This window comes from Stenotrophomonas sp. ZAC14D1_NAIMI4_1, from assembly GCF_003086775.1.
In the GTDB taxonomy this organism is placed as follows: domain Bacteria; phylum Pseudomonadota; class Gammaproteobacteria; order Xanthomonadales; family Xanthomonadaceae; genus Stenotrophomonas.
This window is the reverse complement of record NZ_CP026001.1, coordinates 2,848,660-2,872,863: the sequence shown is the minus strand read 5'-3', so window position 1 is coordinate 2,872,863 and position 24,204 is coordinate 2,848,660. Positions and strand designations below refer to the sequence as shown.

Here is a 24,204-nt window from a genome sequence, read left to right as displayed (position 1 = left end):
CCGTCTTGCTCAGTCGTCGCCAGGCGTCAGCAACGCCAGCACCCACTCGCAGAAGCTGAGTACCAGCGGATCGCGGGCGCTGTCGTCGTGCAGCAACCAGCTCCACTGCGGCCCATCCACTCGATACGCGTGCAGTGGCTGCAGTAGCCCTTGCGCGCAGGCACTGGCGGCCAGCAGTTCGCTCACCAGTGCGATGCCCAGGCCCTGGCAGGCCGCATCCAGCAGTTGCCCTGGCTCGGAAAAGTTCAGGCCCGCGCGCTGCTGCCCGACATCGGCGCCGCCCTGCACCTGCCACTGGCTCCAGTCCCATTCGCGCTCACCATGCAGGGTGGTGCGCTCGGTCGCCGGCTGCGCCATCACGCTGGGGTGGCAGGCCGGGTACAGGCGGTCCTGCAGCAGCACACGGTGCTGGCACTGCGGCTGTGGCTGCAGCTCATCGCCCAGTGCGATATCCACCGTCTGGCTGGCCATGTCCGGCAGCGTTTCACTGGTCAGCAGCCACAGGTCCGCTCCCGGGTGCCGCCTGCGGAAATCGCCCAGGCGTGGCACCAGCCAGTGGCGGGCGAAGGCCGGGCTGGCGCTGACGATGAGCTGGTGCGGCTTCCGGTACTGGTCCAGGCGACGGATGCCGCCGGCCAGCTGGCGCAACATGGCCTGGGTCGTGGCCAGCAGATCGGTGCCGGCATCGGTCAGGCTGACACTGCGTCCCTGGCGGAAGAACAGCGGCTGTTCCAGATAATCCTCCAGCCCTCGGATCTGCTGGCTGATGGCCGACTGGCTCAGGTGCAGTTCCTCTGCGGCACGGTGGAAGCTGCCCAGCCGGGCGGCGGCTTCAAAGCCACGCAGAGCGGTCAGCGGGGGCCAGTGCTTGAGCATGATTGATAAGGAAAACTGTTCAGTTGTGCGCTGAATCTATCGTTTGTCGCTGCGCGCACACAAGCGCAGCATGGTTCATCGCGCTGCAGGCGCTTGTACCCACTCATCAGCTGGCCTTCATCGTCATGTCGACCCGTCGTCACTTTCTCTCACAACTGGCTGGGGCCGCAGGTCTGGGTGGCCTGGCGGCGCTGGGCCTGGGCGCCACCGGTACTGTGCGGGCCGCCGTGCCTGCTGGCTGGCACATGCCCGACGAGCATGGGCCACAGGAGCGCGTGTTCCTCGCCTTCGCCGCCCAGCCCCGGGTCTGGGGTGCGCAGGCCGCAGCGGTGAACGACGCCGTGGCCCGACTGGCCCGCACCATCGCCCGCTACCAGCCGGTCAGCCTGCTGTGCCGCCCCGCGCAGCGCCGCCAGGCGCAGGACCGCTGTGGCCATGACAACATCGAATTCCTCGAGGTGCCATTGGATGACATCTGGGTACGCGACTACGGCGGTTGCTTCGTCACAGACGGTCGCGGCGGGCTGGGCCTGGTCGATCTGAACTTCAATGGCTGGGGCTGCAAACAGTCCGCGCGCAACGATGGCGCGGTGGCGCCCTGGCTGGCGCAGGCCACCGGTGCCACCCTGCTGGAAAGCGATCTGGTGGGCGAGGGCGGTGGCATCGAAGTGGACGGGCAGGGCACCGCCATCCTCACTGAAAGCTGCTGGGTGAACCGCAACCGCAATCCGGGGTGGTCACGCGCCGATATCGAAGCCGAGCTGAAACACCACTTCGGCCTGCGCAAGGTGATCTGGCTGCCAGGCATCGCCGGCGAAGACATCACCGATGCGCACGTCGATTTCTATGCCCGTTTCGTGCGCCCGGGCGTGGTCATCGCCAATCTGGACAACGACCCGGACTCCTACGACCACGGCCTGACGCGCGAACACCTGCGCATCCTGCGTGCGGCAACCGATGCCGACGGGCGCCGCCTGCAGGTGCATACGCTGCCGCCACCGCTGGGCGGGCGCAGCAACGTGCATACCCGCGACAACGATGATCTGGCCCGGGGCTACATCAACTACCTGCCGGTCAACGGTGCGGTCATCGCCCCGCAGTTCGGCGATGCGCGGGCCGATGGCTACTGCCGCGACCTGCTGCAGGGGCTGTACCCGGGGCGGGTGATCGAGCAGGTGGACATTGATGCGATCGCCGGTGGTGGCGGTGGCATCCATTGCGTGACCAAGAACATGCCCCGGGCCTGAGCGGGGGCCCGCTCAGTCGTCGTCGCGCTTCAGTGCCGCATCGGCGGCGAGCAGCGCTTCGGCGGCCGCACTCAATGGCGGCGACGGCGGCGTATCGCAGCCGATGGCCGCCATCATCCGTTCCATGCCCACGAAGCTGCGCGCACGGCGGTCGTAGATGCCGGTGACCAGCAGGGCACGGGTGACGACTTTCTGCTCCGGCCCGACCAGCACGCGCTGTTCCATGATGATCCGCGTGCCGACCCAGCCGGCCAGCCGCGTTTCCAGGGTGAAGCGCTGGAACGGCTTGAGCTCGCGGCGGAACTGGATGGTGCCGGCGCCGACGATGGGCGCCCACTTCTCGCGCAGCGCCACCTTGCCCAGGCCCATGCGCAGGATCAGGTCCAGCCGGCCGAGGTCGAAGATGTTCCAGTAGCGCCCGTTGGTCATGTGCAGGTTGCTGTCCAGATCGTTGGGCAGCACGCGGAACGGCAGGCGCGAAACCCCGAACGGGGCCTGCAGCTTCGGCCGGAACAGGCTGCACAGCAGCAGGTGGAGCAGGCGGAACCAGAGATTCATGGTTATAACGACTGTTATAGAACAGCCGATACGCTAATCTATGACGACTGTCCTAGCAAGGAGAGCGGCATGAGCCCGCGAGCGTCCGAAGCCCCGCAGCGTGTGATCGATGCCGCCGCCCAGATGCTGGCGCGGGTAGGGCTCAATGCCACCAGCATCCGCGAGGTGACCAAGCTGGCCGAAGCGCCGCTGGGCTCCACCTACCACCACTTCCCGGGAGGGAAGCAGGAACTGCTGGCCAGGGCGACCCACATGGCCGGCGACAAAGTGGAGGCCCTGCTGGTGGAGCTGCTGCGCGACGGCGCGGTGCAGGGCCTACAGCAGTTCCTGGCGATGTGGCGCGAACGCCTGCTGCGCTCGCAGTTCCGTGCCGGCTGCCCGGTGCTGGCCGCGGCAGTGGAAGAACCGGTCGACGCCGTAGCGAGCCAGCCGCGCGCGGCCGCCGCCGAGGTGTTCGTGCGTTGGCAGGGGCACCTCGCCCAAGCCTTCGTCGCCGATGGGCACGTGCCGGCGCAGGCGGCCGGATTGGCCAGTCTTGTCATCGCCAGCGTGGAAGGTGCGGTGGCAATGAGTCGCGCGCTGCAGGACATCGCCCCGTTCGACCAGGTGGCCGCGCAGCTGCTGACGGCCGCTGCGCCACCTGCACGCTAGAATCGACCCGAACGTACCCACGCTTGTCCGGCAAGGATGTCCGCATGCTGCATCACCTTTCCCTCGGCGTCCGTGATCTGGATGCCGCCGGTCGCTTCTACGACGCAGTGCTCGCCGCACTCGGTTACCGCCGTGTGTTCGAGGATGACACCGCGATCGGCTACGGCGTGGCCGATGATGAAGACGCGCTGTGCCTGAAGCTGCGCGACGATGCCACGCCGCCAGGCCCGGGCTTCCATCTGGCATTTGCCGCCGACTCTGCCATGGCCGTCGATGTCTTCCATGCAGCGGCCATGGCGACCGGAGGGCGTGACAACGGTCCGCCGGGCCTGCGCCCCGATTACGGCGATACCTATTACGCGGCGTTCGTGGTCGACCCCGATGGCCATCACATCGAAGCGGTGACCAAGGCGCTGCCGGCATGAAGCGGACCAGGCGTTTCGGCGGCAGCGCGCTGAAGCTGCCGATGACCCGCAGCAGCGAAGTCGCACGCGCGCGGCGGCAACTTCAGCACCAGGGATGGCCGCGCCTGCAGATGGCGCTGATCGTGCTGCTGACCGGCGGCGCGGGCTTCCTGGCCTCGCATGTGCTGCGGCTGGCCGGACTGGACAGCATGCTGCTGCGTTACCCGCTGGCGGTGCTGCTGGCCTATGCCGTGTTCCTGCTGCTGATGTGGATCTGGATCCGCTGGCGCTGGGATGCGGTGGCGGACGGGGCAGGCGAAGTCGCCAGCAATGGTGGCGGTGGTGGAAGTACGCCGCGCAGCGGTCCCTCCTGGGGCGGCAACGGCGGTCACTCCGGCGGTGGTGGCGCGTCGGCATCCTGGGGCGAGGCCTCGGCTGCCTCGGTCATGGACAGCGACGGCGCATCCCTGATCGATGCCGCCACCGAGCATGAAGCCGGCCTGCCGTTGCTGGCCGTGCTCGGCATTCTCGCGCTGGTGGCCAGCGTGCTGCTGGCCAGTGCGTGGGTGGTGTGGTCGGCGCCGGTGCTGATGGCCGAGCTGCTGGTGGACGCTGCGATTGTCGGCGGCCTGTACCGGCGCATGCAGGGCATGGGGGCGCAGGGCTGGTGGCGGTTGTGCCTGTCGCACACGTTCTGGCCGCTGCTGGGCCTGCTGGTGTTCTTCGCCGGGCTGGGCTGGGTGGCGCAGCAGCTGGCGCCGGGTGCGGTCAGCCTGATGCAGGTGGTGCAGGCGCTGTAGTTTCCTGGCTGCGCCTGCAGGCCGGCGATTGCCGCTCAATCAAAGCGCCAACGCACCCCCGCGTAGACACCCCGGCCTTCGCCCGGCGTGGAGCGGGCGACATCCTTGCCGGCATCGTCATAGCCCGGCGTCACCGTTGCGGCGTAGTGGCGGTCGCCGATGTTGCGCATTTCCGCCCAGGCCTGCCAGCGGCCACCCGGTGCGTCGTAGCCGATGCGGCTGCCGAAGATCACATGGCTGTCAGCCCAGTAGCTGTTGGCGTAATCCACGGCAATGCGCGAGGCGTACTCGGTGTTGAGTGCGGCGTACAGGCCGGAGGCATGGTCGAAGCGCAGTTCGGCCTGGTAGCTGTGCTGCGGCAGGCCGGGCAGGCGGTTGCTGCCGAAGCGCGTGTCATGGCGGTAGCGGAAATCACTGAAGGTGTAGGCCTGGCGCAGTGACAGTCGGCCCGGTGCGGACTGCCACAGCGTGCTGTCCAGGCCGGCCTCGATGCCGCGGTGCACGGTAGGGCTGGCGTTGTTTTCGGCCACGAACAGGTTTGGCACCGGCTGCAGCTCCACACTCAGCAGTTCGTGGTTGACGTGTGCGTAGTAGCCGGTCAGTTCCCAGCGGCCCAGTACCGCTTCGCCGCGCGCGCCCAGTTCCAGCGTGGTGGCGGTCTGGTTCTGCATCGCCACCGGCGTACTTTGGCGTCCGGTCGACGGACCGTTGCCAGTGCCGAAGAACTGGTTCGAACCCCAGATCATCGACCACGGGTGCGGCGCTTCCACCGAGCGGCTGAGGTTGCCGAACCACTGCGTCTGCGCACTGTGCTGCCAGGTGAAGCCCAGGCGCGGCGCGTAATCCCAGTCGTGGTCGCGCAGGCGGCCGCCGCTGGTGGGCCAGGTCACCTGCACATCGCTGCGGGTGTTGATCAGCGCCAGGCCGGTCTGCACACGCAGGCGATCATTCACGGCCAGGTTGTTGCCGATGTGCAGCGTGCTGTTGGTACCGAGATGGCGGAAGTCGCGCGTGCGCGTGCCGGCGGCATAGCCATTGCTGGCAAAACGCAGCGACTCGCGAACGTTGGCATCCAGGTCGTGGGCCACGCGCAGGCCGACGGTGGTTTCGCTGTCCCGGCCGAACAGAGTGTGGCGATGGCGGTAGTCCAGCGTGGCGTTGAGGTCGGCGTAGTCCAGCTGCTGGCGGTACAGGCTCTCGCCCAGGTCCATCGGGTACGTGTGGTAGACCAGCCCGGCCTGCAGCGAAGAATCCTCGTCGATCTGCAGCGTGGTCATGTTGCCGATCCAGGTGCTGCCCGGCTGCGGACGGCGCGCATCGATGGCCAGGTTGGCCGGGTTGGCCGCGCGCGGGTCGTTGCGGATCTGCTCGCGGGTCAGGCGCCCGGGCGTTTCGTGGTTGGTTTCGCGGTAGCGCACGAAGAAGCGCGTCTGCAGATCGGGCGTGACCTGCCAGCCGATGTTGGCCATCGCGCCCTTGCCATCACCGCGCGCGTGGCGCTGGTAACCGTCGAATTCGCTGTCGGTGTAGGCCAGGAAGTAGTCGACATCACCACTGACGCCGCCCCAGCTGATCCCGCGCTTCTGGTAGCCGCGGCTGCCGGCTTCGTAATGCAGCTGCACGCCGGCCGAATCACGGCCGCTGCGGCTGACGTAGTCGATGGCACCGCCCAGCGCCAGCGCGCCGCGCTCGAAACCGTTGGCGCCGCGCAGGACTTCCACGCGTGACAGCCACAGCGGTTCCAGCAGTTCGTAGGGCGTGCCGCCCGGGCCGGTCAGCGGCAGGCCATCGAGGGAGACGGCGATGCCCGAGGCATGCGCGCCCGGCCCGCGGTTGATGCCCGAACCGCGGATCGACACCTTGGTGCCCTCGTTGCCCGGCGACTGCGCACTGATGCCCGGCTGGAAGGCCAGCACATCGGCACTGCTGGACAGGCGGCTGTCCGCCTTGGCGACATCGATGACGTTGCTGGCGCCGGGCACGCGCTTGAGCGCCTCGCGGGCCTGTTCGACGTCGCTGGCGGCGGTGACCTTGACCGCATCGAGGGTGGTCGGGGCATCCGCCGGGGCGGCCAAGGCGGGATGGGTCAGCGTGGCGACAACGGCCAGGGCCAGCGGGGACAGGGTGGGACGGTGCAGCGAACGGGAAGAGGGCATGCGTCTGACATCAAGGCGGAACGGGGCCGCGGATGGCAGGTCATGCCCTGTCAACCGCAATGAGGTCGCGCAAGTTAACAGGTTGCACCCGCGTCGTCACCCTGTACGTCGGGGTGCGCCGGGACAGTGGCGTCAATTGGGCATCGCTGATAGATGATTGCCGTACGCAGCTTCAGCCGGGTCGTCGGGAAGTGGTGAGCACCAGCACCGGTCGATCGGATGAGAGAAATCGCTGAAGTTAACAGGGAAAGGAATCTCAGACTGAGAGTCAGATCATCATGGGAGATCTGCAAGACGGTGGGGTGGCCTCATCTCAATAGTGTGTGCGGCACGAATGCCGCCCTCCGGAGCACAGAAACCATGCGCCGCAGTAGAGAAATCCGACAAAGCCTATTGGCCACCCCGCCGTCAATGAATCCTTGCACAATCAGTAAACGACGCGCAACTCCTTCCTCTCAAGGAGGTTGAGGAGGTCGATCTCTCTCCAGTCAACAAACCATGGTAGAGATTCGAAGTCCTTAACTAGTTCGGCCAAAGCCGCTGGATCAGTTGATGGAAGATCCAGGGCACTCAGCAGGGACTTGGCCCAGCTTAGGCGGCGCTGGATATCTAGGTGTGGACATCCAATGAAATCCAATGCAGTGAGTGCCTTCTCGGAGTCCTTGGTGAAGCTGGTTGATCGGCTGAGTATATCGTCGACGCCGTCGCACACCCATTTTCTAAGGGTTGAAAAGGTTGGTCCCGATTTGATGTAGTAAATGGCGGACACTAGATTGAAATAAGAGGCGGGGCGGCTGGGGTTAATAAACGCCTTCTCTAGTGTTTTTGGGCTGATGCTAAGTTCGTCGCTGAACTCGCTAACGGCAAGGAGAATGTTCTGGGTCTCCAAATCAATAAAGCCGTCTGTGCGTGGCTCAATCACTGATCGATCTATCGCGACCGTCGCTTCACCAAGTAGTGCGGTCGAAAGCGCTTGCGCATACTGGGGAAGGTGTTGCTTCGAGAATCGGCTGATCACTACAATCAGCATGGAAATTTTATACGACGCGGTAACGGAAGGGGCGACACTGTATAGGAAAAATACGCATTTTATGATTAGGGCGAGAGCTTCATATGTGTCATGCGTAAGTTCTTTTTCGTCACCTTTATTTGTGTTGAATTCCTCTGGGTATGAGTCCATGAGGTAGATTGCACGATTCTTCAAGCCTGAAATGAGGTATCCGGAGACCTCGTCATACCCGCATTCGTTCGTCGAGCAGCAAGACTTCACGTCATTGCAGAAACTGAGGAAGAGGCGGTCATGCTTGTAAATTGTGGTTGAGCGGAGACCATTTGAGTTTGCCTTGGTCTTCTTGGTGAACTTGCTGACAAATGCTGAAAGCAAGGACTTCGAGTCGAGTATTGATTTCGACTTCTCGGTCATGAAAGGGCGTTCGTATTTGCGGACCTTGCTGTCGTTCACGCTCAGTTTGAGTAATGTGAGTTCGGACTCGATTTCTGCAAATACGCGTCGTGAAACGCTGGGGTCGTTCGCAAATATGAAATAGTCGTCGACATACCGCCGAATTTCAAAATCAACCCGGTCCACTAAATTTTGAGTTTGGAGTTTTGATTTTACTCTAACGTCGACCTGTTGAAGTATTATCTCTGCAAATATTCGACTTACTTCTGGTCCGATCAATATCCCGCTGGTCTCGCCGAAGTTTGAGCTCTGCATGAGCGCGTCAAACGCATTTCCGAAAGAATTAAGTCTGATATTTTCTTTGGAGAACTCTTTGCTTTTTACTGCCCAAAGGATTGTATGCGTGTAAATGCTGTCAAAGCACTTTGCGACATCCAGCATCCATAGGTGTGAATGTCGGCGCTCTAGTTCAATGAACTCCTTGGAATCAAAGAATTTGTAAAGCCTGCCATGGCCGAAATACGAGAAGTAGGAGGGGCTGTGGGAAAGATGCTTGTCCAGGGTGTCGATTGATACCTGTGATCTCTTGTAACGAGACACACCCTCTCCATTGGATCTTGTGAAGTACGATCCGGCTATTGATTTTGGTGCCCTGAGACTCGATGTGCTTCGGCTAGTGTAGTTTGTAATGAGCGGAGAGTATTTACTATAAAAATCCATCATCCTCCACTGTGATCCAGGGTGAGGAACCGATAGCTGTCGGTGTGATAGCGCGTTCTTCTTGATTTTGTAGGAATATGGGATGTGCCAAAGGTCCTGTCCCTCCTGCTTTATTAGCTTGTCGAAGACGCTTTCTGATAAGCCGGTAGAAGTGGAGCTGTTCTTGATTGCGCGCAGGTAGAGGCCGTCGTTCGAGAAGACAATTGGCGTCTCGGCGGGAGAGGTTTCCGTTACAAGTGATCTAAACTTATCGGACTTCCGCACCTTGACTCTGGTCTTTTCACTCATGTTTCCAGCACCTCTGGATTCGCGCCAGCTCTTTTGGATTGAATTGGTAAAAGCGTTTAAACCTTGCTCCCGAATAGAAGCTGTGGCGCAACAGTTGAGCTCTCTGAGATGAGGACAGCTTGCTCGACAACTTCGAGAAGATGCGACCTTTGGTCGAATGGAGCGTGTTTCTAAGGAATCTGTCGAGCTCGGGGAGGGCTTTGCTCCTCTCCAAGTCGATTAGAGGGTAATTGAAGTGTATTCCCGAAAGTCTAGTGATTCCTTTGCTTCTATCTCGGAGACTAATGTTGCTCGTCAGGTGTCGAACTCGGCGTTCCAATAAGTCGAAATCAGATGTCCTAATGAAATCTACGTATGACTTCATCAGCCGAGTCTTTGTTCTAGTGATCTTGCTCTCTGCGATATCGAGCCAAACGTCACGTGTCTGGTCGGCACGGTAGTTGTGATCAGCGTTGGCACAGTGAAATGCGTATCCAAGATAGTTAAATGATAGAAACTTGGTTGCCTTTCCGGTTGCATTTTCTTTTGGCTTGCATTTTTCAAATGCAAGGACGGTCTTTTTTGTTTCCTTGAACTGCAGTCCGTTCGGAAGGACGGTCTCGAACTCTGAAATGGATACTGAGCTGTTCGCCCCGGAGTTCATGATGACGACGATGTCGTCTACAAAACGCCTGTAGAAAAAGACCTTCGGGTTCGAGTGCAGTTGCGCGTCAAATTCACGCATCATGGAATCGGCCAAGGTTGGGCTTATCACGAGTCCACGGGGCAACCCCGAGTTGCCAAGGACTACATGGTTGTCAATAATGGATTTGATCGCGATTCTGGTGCTGGAGGAAATTGTTCTACTACCGACCAAGTGGTTCAAAACATAGTCGGCTGTAAAGGATTCATAGAAGCTCTTGACATCCAGCTTTATAATCAAGAAAGGGACTTGTTCCGAAATCACGGCCTTTAGCGCGAGTACGATATCGTCTCGATTGCCCGGCACTCGATGTTTGTCATGCAGTCCTCGATTAAGCATTCTGAGGGCTATGGTTGAGGCGTGGTCAGTCGCTCGAGCAACGGACTTTCCGCCCGAGTGGGCATAAGCAATCTTGGACGAGAGCTTCGATGGTGCTGCCAAGAGTTGGACTGCATCTTCAATTGATTGGGACAGATGCTCGGGGTCTTTCAGGTGCGGTTCGAGAAAAAAGTCGATCCTTCGAACTTCCTTCCTAATGTTGTGTGCGATCAAACCCGAGCGATGCATGTCGTGATTCCCTACGTTCGTCCGTTGTCTTTGAGGCTGCCGGAAAGGTTGGGTTGGTTTAGCTTGCGCCGTATATCGCGGTATTGCCACCTATTTGGTTCATTGATGAACATGTGCATGACCTGTTACCAATGGATCGTAGCGAATTGTCTGCCCCCAAAGCATTGTGAATAGCAGCAACGGCTGAGTTCATTTGTCCCCATCATTGAGATTCGAAGTGGTGTAGCTCTAGCTCAGAATCCCCGGCAGATCCAGCCCCTTCTCCTTCGCGCATTCCACCGCGATCTCATACCCGGCATCCGCATGGCGCATCACGCCGGTGGCCGGGTCGTTCCACAGCACGCGGCCAATCCGCTTCGCCGCCGCCTCGGTGCCGTCGCAGACGATCACCATGCCGGCGTGCTGCGAGAAGCCCATGCCGACGCCACCGCCGTGGTGCAGCGACACCCAGGTGGCGCCGCTGGCGGTATTGAGCAGGGCATTCAGCAGCGGCCAGTCGGACACCGCGTCGGAGCCGTCGGCCATCGCTTCGGTTTCGCGGTTCGGCGAGGCCACGCTGCCGCTGTCCAGGTGGTCACGGCCAATCACCACCGGCGCCTTCAGTTCGCCGTTGGCGACCATCTCGTTGAAGGCGAGGCCGAGTCGATCGCGATCACCCAGGCCCACCCAGCAGATACGCGCGGGCAGGCCCTGGAACTTGATCTTCTCGGCAGCCATGTCCAGCCAGCGGTGCAGGTGCGGGTTGTCCGGAATTAGTTCCTTCACCTTGGCATCGGTCTTGGCGATGTCTTCCGGGTCGCCGCTCAGTGCGGCCCAGCGGAACGGGCCGATGCCACGGCAGAACAGCGGGCGGATGTAGGCCGGCACGAAGCCCGGGAAATCGAAGGCATTGGCCACGCCTTCTTCCAGCGCCATCTGCCGCAGGTTGTTGCCGTAATCCACGGTGGGCACGCCCAGTGCGTGGAAACCGAGCATGGCGCGGATGTGGTTGGCCATCGAGGCGCGCGCGGCCTTTTCCACTTCCTTCGGCGCAGAGACACGCTTCTCGTCCCACTGCTCGACGGTCCAGCCCTGCGGCAGGTAGCCGTTCACAGGGTCGTGCGCGGAGGTCTGGTCGGTCAGCAGGTCGGGCTGGATGCCGCGCTCCAGCAGTTCAGCCAGCACGTCGGCCACGTTGCCCAGCAGGCCCACCGACTTCGGCGTGCCGGCCTTGCAGGCTTCGTCGATCAGGCGCAGCGCTTCGTCCAGGTTGTCGGTCCAGGTGTCCAGGTAGCCGGTGCGCAGGCGCATGTCGATGCTGCTCTTGCGGCACTCCACGGCCAGGCAGGATGCGCCGGCCATCACCGCGGCCAGCGGCTGTGCGCCACCCATGCCACCCAGGCCACCGGTGAACAGCCACTTGCCGGTCAGGTCGCCACTGAAGTGCTGGCGGCCCATTTCCACGAAGGTTTCGTAGGTGCCCTGCACGATGCCCTGCGCGCCGATGTAGATCCAGCTGCCAGCGGTCATCTGGCCGTACATGGCCAGGCCCTTCTTATCCAGCTCGTTGAAGTGGTCCCAGTTGGCCCAGCGCGGCACCAGGTTGGAATTGGCGATCAGCACGCGCGGTGCATCGGCGTGGGTGCGGAACACGCCCACTGGCTTGCCCGACTGCACCAGCAGGGTCTGGTCGTCGTCCAGGCGCTTGAGCGTTTCGACGATGGCGTCAAAGCTTTCCCAGTCGCGCGCGGCGCGGCCGATGCCGCCGTAAACCACCAGTTCCTGCGGGCGCTCGGCCACGTCCGGGTGCAGGTTGTTCATCAGCATGCGCAGCGGCGCTTCAGTCAGCCAGCTCTTGGCGTTCAGCGTGGTGCCGGTGGGCGCGATGATGGTGCGGCTCGGGTCGTTGCGGGTCATGCGGCGCTCCGGTTGGTAGCAAATTCAAGGCAGGCGTTGAGCACCTGCGCCAGGGTGTGGCGCAGGGGTGCGGCGTGGTCGGGGTCCAGCGGGGTGGGCCAGCTGTGCTCGTCCACCTGGTCCGGCAGGGGCTCGTGCATGTAGCCACGGCAGGCCAGCTCCATCTGCAGCGTGTGCACGCCGCCGGCGATGTCGCTGTAGTGGCGGGTGATCCAGCCGCCCTTGAAGCGGCCGTTGCGCACCTGGCTCATGCCGCTGATCTTCAGCAGGTTTTCCACCACATCGCTCAGCGCGTTGTCGCAGGAGGTGTCCGGCGCACCGGACGGGCCGGCCGTGCCCAGGTTGAACTGCGGCAGCTCACCGTCGAACAGGTGCGGGATATGCGAGCGGATCGAATGTGCGTCATAGACCACCACCGTGCCGTGGCGCTCGCGCAGGCGCGCGATCTGTGCGGCCAGCGCAGCGTGGTAGGGCGCGAAATACGTGTCGCGGCGGCGGGCAATTTCCGCGTCATCCGGCTCGCGCCCGGCGTGGTACAGCGGCTGGTTGTCGAAGGTGGTCAGCGGGCACAGGCCGGTGGTGTTCTGGCCCGGGTACAACGACACGCCACTGGGGTCGCGGTTGAGGTCGATCACCGAACGCGAGATCGCCGAACGCACGGTGGTGGCCCCCATGCCGCGCACGAAGTCGTACAGCTCGTGCACCCACCAGTCGGCATCACGACGTGCCAGCCACGGCGAGTGGTAGTCACCCATCAGCTCGTGCGGCAGCTCGCTGCCGGTATGCGGGAAACTGACGATCAACGGGGCATCGCCCTCGTGCACCGTCAGCCATTCGGGCCGGGCATTCATGCCTGTGGCTCCACGGTCGGCAGCAGTTCCGCCAGGCCCTGTGCCAGTGCGCCGCTGCGCACCAGGTTCGTGGCGGTCACCATGTCGGGGTGGAAGTAGCGGTCTTCTTCCAGCGTCGGCACCTGCGCGCGCAGGGTGGCGCGCACGGTCTCCAGCGCGGCGCTGGAGCGCAGCGGCGCGTGGAAATCACAGCCCTGCGCGGCGGCCAGCAGCTCGATGCCGATCACGTTGGCCGCGTTCTCGGCCATCTGCATCAGACGGCGTGCGCCATGCGCGGCCATCGAGACGTGGTCTTCCTGGTTGGCCGAGGTCGGGATCGAGTCAACGCTGGCCGGGTAGGCGCGCTGCTTGTTTTCAGAGACGAGCGCGGCGGCGGTCACCTGCGGAATCATGAAGCCCGAATTGAGGCCGGGCCGCGGGGTCAGGAACGCCGGCAGGCCGGACAGCGCCGGGTCCACCAGCATGGCCAGGCGACGCTCGCTGATCGAGCCGATCTCGCACACCGCCATCGCCAGCATGTCGGCAGCGAAGGCCACCGGCTCGGCGTGGAAGTTGCCGCCGGACAGCGCTTCACCGGTATCGGTGAACACCAGCGGATTGTCGGACACGCCATTGGCTTCAATTTCCAGCGTGGTCGCGGCCTGGCGCAGGATATCCAGCGCCGCGCCCATCACCTGCGGCTGGCAGCGCAGGCAGTACGGGTCCTGCACGCGCACGTCGTTGTCGCGGTGCGATTCGCGGATATCCGAACCCTGCATCAGCGAGCGCAGCGTGGCGGCGGTGGCGATCTGCCCGCGCTGGCCACGGATGGCGTGGATACGCGGGTCGAACGGCGTGTCCGAGCCCTTCGCCGCTTCCACCGACAGCGCGCCGGTGACCAGCGCGGCCTGGAACACGGTCTCGATCTCGAACAGGCCCGCCAGCGCATACGCAGTGGAGAACTGCGTGCCGTTGAGCAGCGCCAGGCCTTCCTTCGCACCCAGTTCCACCGGCTGCAGGCCGGCACGCGCCAGTGCGTCCAGCGCCGGCATGCGCTCGTCGCCGATGAAGGCCTCGCCCACGCCCAGCATCACGCTGGCCAGGTGCGATAGCGGTGCCAGATCGCCGGAGGCACCGACCGAGCCCTGTGCCGGCACGACCGGCAGCACGCCCTTCACCAGCATCGCTTCGAGCAGCAGCAGGGTTTCCTCGCGCACGCCCGAAGCGCCCTGGGCCAGGCTTACCAGCTTCAGAGCCATCATCAGCCGCACCACGCTGGCCGGCATCGGCTCACCCACGCCGGCGGCATGCGAAAGCACGATGTTCCGCTGCAGGGTGGCCAGGTCTTCGCGCTCGATGCGCACGCTGGCCAGCTTGCCGAAGCCGGTATTGATGCCATAGACCGGCGCGCCCTTGGCGACGATGGCGGCCACCGCCGCCGCACTGGCGCGCACTGCCGGCAGCGCGGCCGGGTCCAGCGCAAGCGGCGCACCGCGATAGGCCTGCCGCCACTGGGCGAGGGTGACATGGCCGGGGCGAAGAACCAGGGTGTTGCTCATGTGTTGCTCCAGGAAGCAGGCAGGTCGGGCTGCCCGCGCACCACGCGCGCGTGCAGCGGATTGAATCCCATGCGATAGACCAGGTCGGCCGGCGCGTCGATGTCCCAGATCGCCAGGTCGCAGTCCATGCCCACCGCCAGGCGGCCGATGCGCTCGCCATGGCCCAGCGCGCGCGCCGCTTCACGGGTGAAGCCGGCGATGCATTCGTCCACGGTCAGGCGGAACAGGGTCGCGCCCATGTTCATCGCCAGCAGCGGGCTGGTCAGCGGCGAGGTGCCGGGGTTGCTGTCGGTGGCCAGGGCCAGCGGCACGCCGGCCGCACGCAGCGCGGCAATCGGGGGTAGGGTGGTATCGCGGGTGAAATAGAAGGCGCCGGGCAGCAGCACCGCCACGGTGCCAGCCGCGGCCATCGCGGCGATGCCGGCATCGTCCAGGTGCTCGATATGGTCGGCCGACAGCGCGCCGAAGCTGGCGGCCAGTTCGGCGCCATGCTGGTTGCTCATCTGCTCGGCGTGGATCTTCACCGCCAACCCGTTGCCACGTGCGGCTTCGAAGACCTGGCGTGCCTGCGCGGGCGAGAACGCGATGTTCTCGCAGAACACGTCCACTGCTTCTGCCAGGCCGTCAGCGGCGATGGCCGGAATCATCACGTTGCACACTTCGTCGGTGTAGTCCTGGGCCTCGCGCCCCGGGGGTACCGCATGCGCACCGAGGAAGGTCGGCACCACGGTCACCCGGCATTCCTCGCCCAGCGCGCGTGCCACCTGCAGCTGCTTGCGCTCATCGTCCAGGGTCAGGCCATAGCCGGATTTGATCTCCACCGTGGTCACGCCTTCGGCACGCATGGCCAGCAGGCGCGGACGGCTTTCGTCGGCCAGCTGTTGCGGCGAGGCGGCGCGGGTGGCGCGCACGGTGGAGACGATGCCGCCGCCGGCGCGGGCGATGTCGGCGTAGCTGACACCCTGCAGGCGTTGTTCGAACTCGTTGGCGCGGTTGCCGGCGTAGACCAGGTGGGTGTGGCAGTCGACCAGGCCCGGCGAGATCCAGCGGCCTTCGCCATCGATGCGGGTGGTCGGCCGCAGGTGCGCGTCGCTGCCGGCAGTGCCGACGTGGACGATGCGCCCTTCGGCGCAGGCCAGCACGCCGTTGCGGATGATCCCCAGGCCGGGGCCATCGAGGGTCATCAGGTGGACGTTGGACCAGAGAATATCGACGTGCATGGCATCCACAACGCGGCTGTGCTTATATGTCTATACAATATAGGCGTCCATTTCGGGTTGTCCAGCCATGTCCGATTCGCGTTCCCCGCAGAGTTTCCATGCCGCCCACGCCCTGCTGGGCGAGGGCTGGGCGCGCGATGTGCGCCTGCAGGTGCAGGGCGGCCGCATCGCCCGCATTGACGCGGGGCAGGGCGCGCAGGACGGTGATACCCGCGTCGGCCTGCTGCTGCCGGGCCTGCCCAACCTGCACAGCCACGCCTTCCAGCGCGGCATGGCCGGCCTGACCGAGATCGGCGGGGGGGACGGCGACAGTTTCTGGAGCTGGCGCGAGCTGATGTACCGCTTCCTGGCCCACCTGCGCCCCGACGCGGTGCAGGCCATCGCCGCCCAGGCCTACATGGAAATGCTGGAAAGCGGCTTCACCCGGGTCGGCGAGTTCCATTACCTGCACCACCAGGCTGACGGCCAGCCCTACGCGCTGCGGGCCGAGATGAGCGCGCGCATCGCCGCCGCCGCCGACCAGACCGGCATCGGCCTGACCCTGCTGCCGGTGTTCTACGCCCACGCCGATTTTGGCGGCGCGCCGCCCAATCCCGCGCAGCGCCGGCTGATCCACGACGTGGACGGGTTCGCGCGGCTGCTGGAAGGGGCGAAGACCGCCTTGTCCACGTTGCCCGACGCGGTGCTGGGCATTGCCCCGCACAGCCTGCGCGCGGTCACCGGCGAGGAACTGGATGCGCTGCTGCCGCTGACCACCGGCCCGGTACATATCCACATTGCCGAGCAGGTGCGCGAGGTCGAGGCCTGCCTGGCCTGGAGCGGCCAGCGGCCGGTGCAGTGGCTGTACGAACACGCGGCGGTGGATGCGCGCTGGTGCCTGGTGCACGCCACCCACATCACCGATGCCGAGCGCGCGCAGATGGTGGCCAGCAAGGCCGTGGCCGGCCTGTGCCCGATCACCGAGGCCAACCTGGGCGATGGCCTGTTCCCGATGCAGGCGTTCGCCCGCGAAGGCGGACGCTTCGGCGTCGGCTCCGATTCCAACGTGCTGATCGACGCCGCCGAGGAGCTGCGCCTGCTCGAGTACGGCCAGCGCCTGGCCTTGCGCGGGCGCAACGTGCTGGCCCCGGATGCCTCGCGCAGCAGCGGCCGTTTCCTGTTCGACGGTGCCCTGCAGGGCGGCGCGCAGGCGCTGGGCGTGGCTGCCGGGCTGCAGGTCGGGGCCAGCGCCGATCTGCTTGAACTGGACCCCGCGCACCCGGCGCTGCAGGTGCGACAAGGTGACGCATGGCTTGACAGCTGGGTCTTCGCTGCACGTAATGGCGCGCTGCGTTCGGTCTGGCGCCATGGCCGCCAGGTCGTGGCCGACGGCCGCCACCTGCAGCGCGAGGCCATCACCACCGCCTTTGCCGCTGCCCTGCGTGGCGTGCTGGGCTGACCGCCTCCCGCTCATTGAGACCCCCACACCCGTGAAGGCCAGCAAGTCCGCCACGCTCAACCAGCGTATCCGCAGCGATCTGGAAAGCCGCATCCTCAGCGGCGAATGGGCGCCGGGTTTCCGCATCCCGTACGAGCACGAGCTGATGGAGCAGTACGGCTGCTCGCGGATGACGGTGAACAAGGTACTGACCGCGCTGGCCGAGAGCGGCATGATCGAGCGCCGCCGCCGTGCCGGTTCGTTCGTGGCGCGGCAGCCCCCGCACCTGGAACAGGTGGCGCTGGAGATCCCCGATATCGCCATGGAGGTCGGCTCGCGCGGCCACCAGTACGCCTACCGGCTGCTGCAGCGCGACCTGCGCCTGGCCGAGCCCGGCAATGCCGGCGAGAGGGAGCTGGCCGGCAGTGAGCCGTTGCTGGCGATGCGCTGCCTGCACCTGGCCGACGGCCGGCCACTGGCGCTGGAACACCGCCTGATCAGCCCGGTGGGCGTGCCCGAGGTGCTGGAGGTGGATTTCAGCACCACCGCGCCGGGCAGCTGGCTGCTGCAGAACGTGTCCTGGACCCGCGCCCAGCACCGCATCAGCGCGTGGGGCGCGGACGCGGGCGCGGCCAAGCTGCTGGAGGTGAAGCCGGGCACCGCCTGCCTGGTGATCGAGCGCCTGACCTGGCGCGGCGACCAGCCCATCACCCGCGTGCGGCAGATGTTCCTGGGCGATGCCTGGGACCTGGTGGCGCGTTTCGCGCCGGGCGCGCGTTAGGGCGCGCGTTCCCTGTAGCGCCGAGCCATGTTCGGCTTCTCCGCCAAGGCGCGTCGACTGTCGCGGATGCCTCTACCGCAACGACACACGGGCGCTTAGCGTGCCTTTGACGAGGTGCCGGACGGGTCCCATGCGATATCCAGTCTTGATCGAAGCCGGTGACGAACGTACAGCCTGGGGCGTGGTCGTGCCCGATCTGCCGGGCTGTTTCTCTGCTGCTGACACGCTTGATGAAGCGCTCAGTTCGGCGGAGGAGGCCGCGCTTGCCTGGATTGACGCCGCATTGGATGCGGGGAACTCCATCCCGACGCCGTCTGCGCCGCAGAAGCTCGTGGCCGAAGCTGCCACCGGCACGCACTGGATTCTTGCTTACATCAACATTGATCCAGCCTTGTTGGACGATACCGTCGAGCGGGTCAACATCAGCCTGCCGCGGCGGATCCTTGCAAGGTTGGATGCGCAGGCCAAGGCGGCCGGCGAATCGCGTTCAAGCTACATCGCCCACCTTGCCGCGTTGGGTTGAAGCCGCGGAATCGTTTATCCATCCACGCCGTGCGTGGATGTTGCCCCATCAATACGTGGCGCACTGCCGCCAGCGCACCGGCTCGTCCACGCCGGGGCGGGCATTGATCTGCACGCGCACGTTGCGCAGGGCGGGGTAGCGCAGCACTTCCTGGCACACGCGCGGCCACACCGCTTCCAGCTCGCCGGTGCGGTTGATGGCCAGGGTCTGCCGGGTCAGCCAGACGCCGCTGGCAATGCCCGGCTGGCGGGACAACGCGCGGGCCATTTCGGCCTGGTAACGGTCCAGGGTGGCCGTATCCGGATTGAGGTCGTTGCGGTCGCCATCGGCCGCTGCAGCGGGTGCGGCTTCGGTGGGTGCAGCCGGTGCGACCGGCGCGGCCACATCCTCCGCGCTCGCCATCGGCGTTGCGGCCGGTTGCGCCTCGGCTGCGGCGGGTGCGGGTGCGGGTGACGGTGCAGGGGCCGGCACTGGCGTGCTTTCCGCCGCCGTCGCAGTGGGCTCCACATGCAGCCCCTGCAGGCCCAGCCCGACCAGCAGGCCCAGGGTCACCGCGCCCAGCGCGGCAATGGCAATGCGGCGCAGGGCTTCATGCCGCGCCGTGGCGCGTACGCGCGTTTCAATCTCGCCCGGCAGGTAGGCCTGCAGCAGCGGCCACAGGCGCGGGCCGTCCAGCACTTCCACCGACTGCTTTTCCGCAGCGGCCAGGCCATCGCGCTCGACGCGGCCTTCGGTAATCAGCAGGCCGCCCTTGGCGCCGCCCAGGCGCGCGACCGCGCCCAGCTCGTTCACGGCAGCCGTACCGATGCGGTAGGCCAGGCCATGCTTGCAGGACACCAGCCAGGTGTTGGGACCATCGCTCAGCAGGAAATCACTGCTCGGTTCGCGGACCTCCTCGGTCGGGTCGGCCACTTCGCGCAGGCCGCGCTGCTCGCGCAGCATCCGCTTGATCAGCGTCGAAAACTCACGCCAATGCATGCCCGCCAGGGCTTGCAGCCCCAGTTGCATTTCCGTTCGCCGCCGCTTGATCCACCACAGATAGACGATTGCCAGGGTGCAGGTAAGCAGGGCCGACAGCAGGGCCAGGATCCAAGGGAGCATGCAGGAAGAGAGCGGAAGGGGCGAAAACGGAAGACCACAGTGTAAAGGCCGCGCCGTCCGATTGCGTCAGGACGTTCCTGACACGGATTGTGATGCAGCCCGCAGATCCGCGTGGCGCAGGCACGAAAAAACCCGCCAATCCTGAAGCCGTGAGGGGAGGGAACAAACGGCAGGCGAAGCGATTGGCGGGTTCGTCGCGATTGTCAGGCAATCTTTATTGCATTGCAACAATCGGCGGTCAGGGCACGCCGCCCGGCGATTGGTGGCTGCCCGGTGCGGGCGCATCGCTGCCCGAGGCCGCGCGGTTCTCCAGCTTGGCCAGGCGCGCATGCAGCACATCCAGGCGCGCTTCGAGCGCGGCCAGTTCATCGGCGGTGGGTACGTGCAGGCGCTTGAGGACGCCCTGTACCTGGTCATCGAATGCCTTCTCGACCTTGCTCCAGGTGCCGGACGCCTTTTCGCGGGCCTCGTCCAGCGAGGTCTCCACGTTGTCGCGCCAGCCCGGCCCCTGCTCACCGCTGCGTTCGCGGCGGCGGGCTTCCCAGGCTTCGCCTTCCTTCACCAGGCCATCGAAGAAGCGGCTGCCTTCGGCCTGTGCGCGGCCCAGGGCACCGAGGCCGGCCAGCCAGACCTGCTGTGCCGAATCGCTGAATCGGCGCGAAAAGCGCTCGGCCTGTTCGCCGAACGAAGCGTCGTCGTCGCGGCGGTCGTCATTCTCGTACTGGTTCATCGCGCTTCCCGGGGAGTTGGACCTGCCCCCGAGGGTAGCGCGCACGAACGTTGCTGGGCCGTGATGGCCGCGGCCAGGGTTCAGCCCAGCTTTTCCTTCAGCACGCGCTGGATCTCGCTTTCCACCATGCCCTTCATGGCCGACAGCAGGAAGCCCAGCTTGGCGGTCACGCGCACCGCGCCCGGCTGCAGCTCGATGGCGCCGTCCACGCCGCTGCCGCTGAAGTTCAGCACGTCGGCGGCCCAGCTGGACTTCAGGCCGAAGCGCTCGCCCAGCTTGGCGGCAACCTGTTCGATCGCCTCGCGGGCCTGTGCATCGGGCAGGGCGTGGGCGTGGCGGACATCGATGGTGGACATGCAGGCTCCTGGCGCTGGGCGGGGATATCAAAGAGGGCGGCCATTGTGCGCATCGGCGGGCGCCACGCCAAGCGCCCGTCGCCGGTTCTTCTGCGTTGGCGAGCAACCTGCTAGTCTGCGCCGCGTGCAGAACCTGCTAGTTCACTTCAGTCAACAACAACAGCCCGACCAGCCCCTGCGGCCCGGGGTGCAGCGCATCGTGCGCCAGGCAAACGGCAGCGTGCGGCTGGGCGATCCCGGCCATGGCGCGCTCCTGCTGGCCCAGTTCTGCATGGACGACCGCGGCCTCTGGCTGCAGGTTGGCAACGGCATCCGCAGCATCCACGTGAACGGCCGCCCGGTGCGGCGCATGGCCCTGCTGCGTGCAGGCGATGCGGTGTATGTGGATGGCGTGGAAATGCTCCTGCAGGGTGAGGTCGAGAGCCTGCTGCAGGCACCGTCGCCGTCGCCGGCCAGCGAGGGCAACGCCGATGAGCAGCGCCTGCTGCGGGGTGTCGGCGGCCTGCACCATGGCCGCAGCTACACCCTGTCGCGCCCGCGCCTGGTGGGCAGTGGTGGCGATGCCGATATCGGGATTGACGATCCTGCGTTTGCCGAACAGCACGCGCGGGTGGAAGTGCACGGCGACCGCGTGCTGCTGCGTGACCTCGGCAGTGCCGACGGTGCCCGGGTCAACGGCGTGGCAGTGCGCCACTGCTGGCTGCAGCCAGGCGACCAGATCGTGTTCGATGGCCAGCACCGCTTCGTGCTGGAAGTACCGCACGATCCGCGCCGGCGCCCGCTGCCGGCCGAGGACGACGCCAGCCAGGACGCCGAGCAGGTGGCCGATGCCCCCGCGGCCCCGCGCCGGGTACGGCGCTGGCCGTGGCTGCTGGCCAGTGCGTTGCTGCTGGCCGGTGTGCTCAGCCTGCTGCTCTGGTTCGGCGCGCGCTGATCTGCGTCCACCGGGCATGGCCCGGCGCTACCGGTGCCGCGCGTGGAAAATGGATTCCAATGAAACCAAATTTCCCTTGCCGCACCAGGCCGCAAGGCTGGTGCACTGCGGCATACTAGGCGTCTTGCCCCACAGGTGTGACATGACGCGCGCGTTCAACTTCAGTGCCGGCCCTGCAACCTTGCCGGAATCGGTCCTGCGCCAGGCGCAGGCGGAAATGCTGGACTGGCACGGTGCCGGCGCCTCGATCGTGGAAATGAGCCATCGCGGCCCGGAATTCATGTCCGTGGCCGCCGAGGCCGAGGCCGACCTGCGCCGCCTGCTCGATATCCCCGATGACTACGCCGTGCTGTTCCTGCCCGGCGGTGCCACCACCCAGCAGGCGCTCATCCCGCTCAACTTCGCCCAGGCCGGCCAGCGTGCCGACTACGTGGTCAGCGGCCACTGGGGCAAGACGGCGGTCAAGCAGGCCAGCCCCTATGTCGGCGTCAACATCGCCGCCAGCAGCGAGGCCAATGGCTACCGCGCGCTGCCCGAGCGCAGCAGCTGGCAGCTTTCCAGCGATGCCGCCTACGTCCACATCACCGCCAACGAGACCATCCACGGCGTCGAGTTCCGTGATGTGCCCGACACCGGTGACGTCCCGCTGGTGGCCGATTTCAGCTCGTCCATCGCCAGCGAGCCGCTGGATGTGCGCCGCTATGGCGTCATCTATGCCGGCGCGCAGAAGAACCTGGGCCCGGTCGGCATCGCGGTGATGATCATCCGCCGCGACCTGCTCGAGCGCAGTGGCCAGGCCCGCGCGGACATCTTCGATTACCGCTCGCACGTCGCCCGCGATTCGATGCTCAACACCCCGCCCACCTGGAACTGGTACCTGGCCGGCCTGGTGTTCAAGTGGATGCTGGCCGAAGGCGGCGTGGTCGAGTTCGCCAAGCGCAATGCCGCCAAGGCCGCGCTGGTGTACGGCGCCATCGATGCCTCCGGCGGTTTCTACCGCAATGAAGTGGCGCACTCGGCGCGCTCGCGGATGAACATCCCGTTCTTCCTGCCCAACGCCGATCTCGATGCCCGCTTCGTGGCCGAGGCCAAGGCCGCCGGCCTGCTGGCGCTGAAGGGCCACAAGGTGGTCGGTGGCATCCGTGCCTCGCTGTACAACGCCATGCCGCTGGCCGGAGCCGAGGCGCTGGTCGCCTTCATGGCCGATTTCCAGCAGCGCAACGGCTGAGCAATGAACGGCGCGCACCGTCGGGTGCGTGCCCCGCAACAAGGAATTCCGATGGCAAGCAAACCCAGCAAGAAGTCGCCGAAGAAGGGCGAGTCCGCCAAGGCCGAACCGGCCAAGGCCGCCGCCGCGGCCAAGGGCAAGGCCTCGTCCAAGACCACCCCGGTGCCGACCCAGGCGCCGCTGGCACTGGCCGACGTACGCTCCAAGATCGACCAGATCGACCGTGACATCCAGAGCCTGATCGCCGAGCGTGCGCAGTTCGCCCACCAGGTCGGCAAGGCCAAGGGCAAGCTTGCCGCCGCCGTCGATTACTACCGCCCCGAGCGCGAAGCCCAGGTGCTGCGCATGGTGGTGGACCGCAACGAAGGCCCGCTCAGCGATGAAGTGCTGGTGCACGTCTACCGCGAAATCATGTCGGCCTGCCTGGCCCAGCAGGAACCGCTGAAGATCGGTTACCTCGGTCCGGAAGGCACCTTCAGCCAGCAGGCCGTGCTCAAGCACTTCGGCCGCTCGGCGATGGGCCTGCCGATGGCCAGCATCGAAGAAGTGTTCCAGGAAGTGGAAGCGGGCAGCGCCGATTTCGGCGTGGTGCCGGTGGAAAACTCGGGGCAGGGCACCATCCAGATCACCCTGGACATGTTCCTCACCTCCAACCTGAAGATCTGCGGTGAAGTGGAACTGCGCGTGCAGCAGTACCTGATGTCGCGCAGTGGCCGCCTGGAGGATATCGAGCGCGTCTACGGCCACCCGCAGTCCTTCATGCAGACCTCGGCGTGGATGCGCGCCAACCTGCCCAAGGCCGAAAAGATCCCGGTGGCCAGCAACGCCGAAGGCGCGCGCCGTGCGCGCAATGCCGACGACGCGGCCGCCATTGGTGGCGAAAGCGCCGGCCACGTGTACGGCCTGAAGAAGGTCGTCACCAAGCCCATCCAGAACGATGCCGACAACACCACCCGTTTCCTGGTGGTGGGCCGCAACATCTTCCCGACCTCCGGCCACGACCGCACCTCGGTGCTGGTGTTCATCCATGACAAGCCCGGCGCGCTGTTCGATGTGCTCAGCCCGTTCGCCCGCCACGGCATCAGCATGAACCGCATCGAGTCGCGCCCCTCGCACCACGGCAAGTGGGAATACGGCTTCTTCATCGACCTGGCCGGCCATATCGACGATGCGCCGATGCAGGCCGCGCTGGCCGAGCTGGAAGCGCACTCGGCGCAGATCAAGGTGCTGGGTTCCTACCCGGTGGCCGTGCCCTGATTGCCGTTGCGGCCGCGTGCC

General features: G+C 65.4%; 22 protein-coding genes. 10 read left to right on the top strand and 12 right to left on the bottom strand.

Features of this window, described 5'->3' with window-relative positions; genetic code table 11:
* Positions 1-9: 9 nt before the first annotated feature.
* Positions 10-876, bottom strand: coding sequence for a LysR family transcriptional regulator (locus C1927_RS13310; protein ID WP_108746955.1), 867 nt, complete (start codon positions 874-876; stop codon positions 10-12).
* Between the two features lie 125 nt (positions 877-1,001).
* On the opposite strand from C1927_RS13310, the gene C1927_RS13305 reads away from it, so the two are divergent.
* The gene (locus tag C1927_RS13305; RefSeq protein WP_079222361.1) at positions 1,002-2,123 is read left to right on the top strand and encodes an agmatine deiminase family protein; all 1,122 of its coding nucleotides are present in this window, start codon (positions 1,002-1,004) and stop codon (positions 2,121-2,123) included.
* A gap of 12 nt (positions 2,124-2,135) precedes the next feature.
* On the opposite strand, the gene C1927_RS13300 is transcribed toward C1927_RS13305, so the two are convergent.
* Positions 2,136-2,681: a thioesterase family protein gene (locus tag C1927_RS13300; protein ID WP_079222360.1), complete on the bottom strand. Its 546-nt coding sequence runs from the start codon at positions 2,679-2,681 to the stop codon at positions 2,136-2,138.
* 69 nt (positions 2,682-2,750) lie between these two features.
* On the opposite strand from C1927_RS13300, the gene C1927_RS13295 reads away from it, so the two are divergent.
* From C1927_RS13295 to C1927_RS13285, 3 genes are read left to right on the top strand one after another with little or no spacing between them, the layout of a single operon-like run.
* Positions 2,751-3,332 (top strand): TetR/AcrR family transcriptional regulator, encoded by a 582-nt coding sequence (locus tag C1927_RS13295; protein ID WP_108746954.1) that lies wholly within the window; start codon positions 2,751-2,753, stop codon positions 3,330-3,332.
* A 44-nt stretch (positions 3,333-3,376) separates the two neighbouring features.
* Positions 3,377-3,757, top strand: coding sequence for a VOC family protein (locus C1927_RS13290; protein ID WP_079222358.1), 381 nt, complete (start codon positions 3,377-3,379; stop codon positions 3,755-3,757).
* Positions 3,754-4,536: a hypothetical protein gene (locus C1927_RS13285; RefSeq protein WP_108746953.1), complete on the top strand. Its 783-nt coding sequence runs from the start codon at positions 3,754-3,756 to the stop codon at positions 4,534-4,536. The genes C1927_RS13290 and C1927_RS13285 overlap by 4 nt, the downstream gene beginning before the upstream one ends.
* A gap of 35 nt (positions 4,537-4,571) precedes the next feature.
* On the opposite strand, the gene C1927_RS13280 is transcribed toward C1927_RS13285, so the two are convergent.
* The 7 genes from C1927_RS13280 to hutI all read right to left on the bottom strand — a co-directional run bounded on the left by C1927_RS13280 (position 4,572) and on the right by hutI (position 15,856).
* On the bottom strand, positions 4,572-6,692 hold the full coding sequence (locus C1927_RS13280) for a TonB-dependent receptor (protein ID WP_108746952.1): 2,121 nt from the start codon (positions 6,690-6,692) through the stop codon (positions 4,572-4,574).
* Positions 6,693-7,119: 427 nt separating this feature from the next.
* Positions 7,120-9,102: an antiviral reverse transcriptase Drt3b gene (drt3b, locus tag C1927_RS13275; RefSeq protein ID WP_108746951.1), complete on the bottom strand. Its 1,983-nt coding sequence runs from the start codon at positions 9,100-9,102 to the stop codon at positions 7,120-7,122.
* A complete protein-coding gene (gene drt3a, locus C1927_RS13270; RefSeq protein WP_108746950.1) occupies positions 9,095-10,351 on the bottom strand; it encodes an antiviral reverse transcriptase Drt3a in 1,257 nt (418 codons plus the stop codon). The genes drt3b and drt3a overlap by 8 nt, the downstream gene beginning before the upstream one ends.
* 228 nt (positions 10,352-10,579) lie before the next feature.
* Positions 10,580-12,247 (bottom strand): urocanate hydratase, encoded by a 1,668-nt coding sequence (hutU, locus tag C1927_RS13265; protein WP_108746949.1) that lies wholly within the window; start codon positions 12,245-12,247, stop codon positions 10,580-10,582.
* Positions 12,244-13,098, bottom strand: a complete 855-nt coding sequence (hutG, locus tag C1927_RS13260; protein WP_108746948.1) for an N-formylglutamate deformylase — start codon at positions 13,096-13,098, stop codon at positions 12,244-12,246. The genes hutU and hutG overlap by 4 nt, the downstream gene beginning before the upstream one ends.
* Complete coding sequence (hutH, locus tag C1927_RS13255) at positions 13,095-14,636, bottom strand: histidine ammonia-lyase (RefSeq protein WP_108746947.1); 1,542 nt, start codon at positions 14,634-14,636, stop codon at positions 13,095-13,097. Before hutH ends, hutG begins: the two co-directional genes overlap by 4 nt.
* A complete protein-coding gene (hutI, locus tag C1927_RS13250; RefSeq protein WP_108747848.1) occupies positions 14,633-15,856 on the bottom strand; it encodes an imidazolonepropionase in 1,224 nt (407 codons plus the stop codon). The genes hutH and hutI overlap by 4 nt, the downstream gene beginning before the upstream one ends.
* A gap of 67 nt (positions 15,857-15,923) precedes the next feature.
* Here hutI and C1927_RS13245 point away from each other — a divergent pair, with 67 nt between their 5' ends.
* The 3 genes from C1927_RS13245 to C1927_RS13235 all read left to right on the top strand — a co-directional run bounded on the left by C1927_RS13245 (position 15,924) and on the right by C1927_RS13235 (position 18,577).
* Positions 15,924-17,294 (top strand): formimidoylglutamate deiminase, encoded by a 1,371-nt coding sequence (locus tag C1927_RS13245; RefSeq protein ID WP_079222351.1) that lies wholly within the window; start codon positions 15,924-15,926, stop codon positions 17,292-17,294.
* A gap of 31 nt (positions 17,295-17,325) precedes the next feature.
* Complete coding sequence (gene hutC / locus C1927_RS13240) at positions 17,326-18,054, top strand: histidine utilization repressor (protein ID WP_108746946.1); 729 nt, start codon at positions 17,326-17,328, stop codon at positions 18,052-18,054.
* A gap of 130 nt (positions 18,055-18,184) precedes the next feature.
* Positions 18,185-18,577 carry a type II toxin-antitoxin system HicB family antitoxin gene (locus C1927_RS13235; protein ID WP_079222349.1) on the top strand — a complete coding sequence of 131 codons (393 nt, stop codon included), beginning with the start codon at positions 18,185-18,187 and terminating at the stop codon, positions 18,575-18,577.
* A gap of 48 nt (positions 18,578-18,625) precedes the next feature.
* Here the strand turns inward: C1927_RS13235 and C1927_RS13230 are convergent, their stop codons facing one another.
* The 3 genes from C1927_RS13230 to C1927_RS13220 all read right to left on the bottom strand — a co-directional run bounded on the left by C1927_RS13230 (position 18,626) and on the right by C1927_RS13220 (position 20,764).
* Positions 18,626-19,678: a restriction endonuclease gene (locus C1927_RS13230; protein WP_108746945.1), complete on the bottom strand. Its 1,053-nt coding sequence runs from the start codon at positions 19,676-19,678 to the stop codon at positions 18,626-18,628.
* Between the two features lie 238 nt (positions 19,679-19,916).
* Positions 19,917-20,408: a phasin family protein gene (locus C1927_RS13225; protein WP_108746944.1), complete on the bottom strand. Its 492-nt coding sequence runs from the start codon at positions 20,406-20,408 to the stop codon at positions 19,917-19,919.
* Positions 20,409-20,488: 80 nt separating this feature from the next.
* Positions 20,489-20,764 (bottom strand): polyhydroxyalkanoic acid system family protein, encoded by a 276-nt coding sequence (locus C1927_RS13220; protein ID WP_079222346.1) that lies wholly within the window; start codon positions 20,762-20,764, stop codon positions 20,489-20,491.
* Positions 20,765-20,888: 124 nt separating this feature from the next.
* On the opposite strand from C1927_RS13220, the gene C1927_RS13215 reads away from it, so the two are divergent.
* The 3 genes from C1927_RS13215 (at position 20,889) to pheA (ending at position 24,183) form a co-directional block, all read left to right on the top strand.
* The gene (locus tag C1927_RS13215; protein ID WP_108746943.1) at positions 20,889-21,698 is read left to right on the top strand and encodes an FHA domain-containing protein; all 810 of its coding nucleotides are present in this window, start codon (positions 20,889-20,891) and stop codon (positions 21,696-21,698) included.
* A 142-nt stretch (positions 21,699-21,840) separates the two neighbouring features.
* On the top strand, positions 21,841-22,926 hold the full coding sequence (serC, locus tag C1927_RS13210) for a 3-phosphoserine/phosphohydroxythreonine transaminase (RefSeq protein WP_079222344.1): 1,086 nt from the start codon (positions 21,841-21,843) through the stop codon (positions 22,924-22,926).
* Positions 22,927-22,977: 51 nt separating this feature from the next.
* Positions 22,978-24,183, top strand: a complete 1,206-nt coding sequence (gene pheA / locus C1927_RS13205; RefSeq protein ID WP_108746942.1) for a prephenate dehydratase — start codon at positions 22,978-22,980, stop codon at positions 24,181-24,183.
* Positions 24,184-24,204 lie beyond the last annotated feature (21 nt).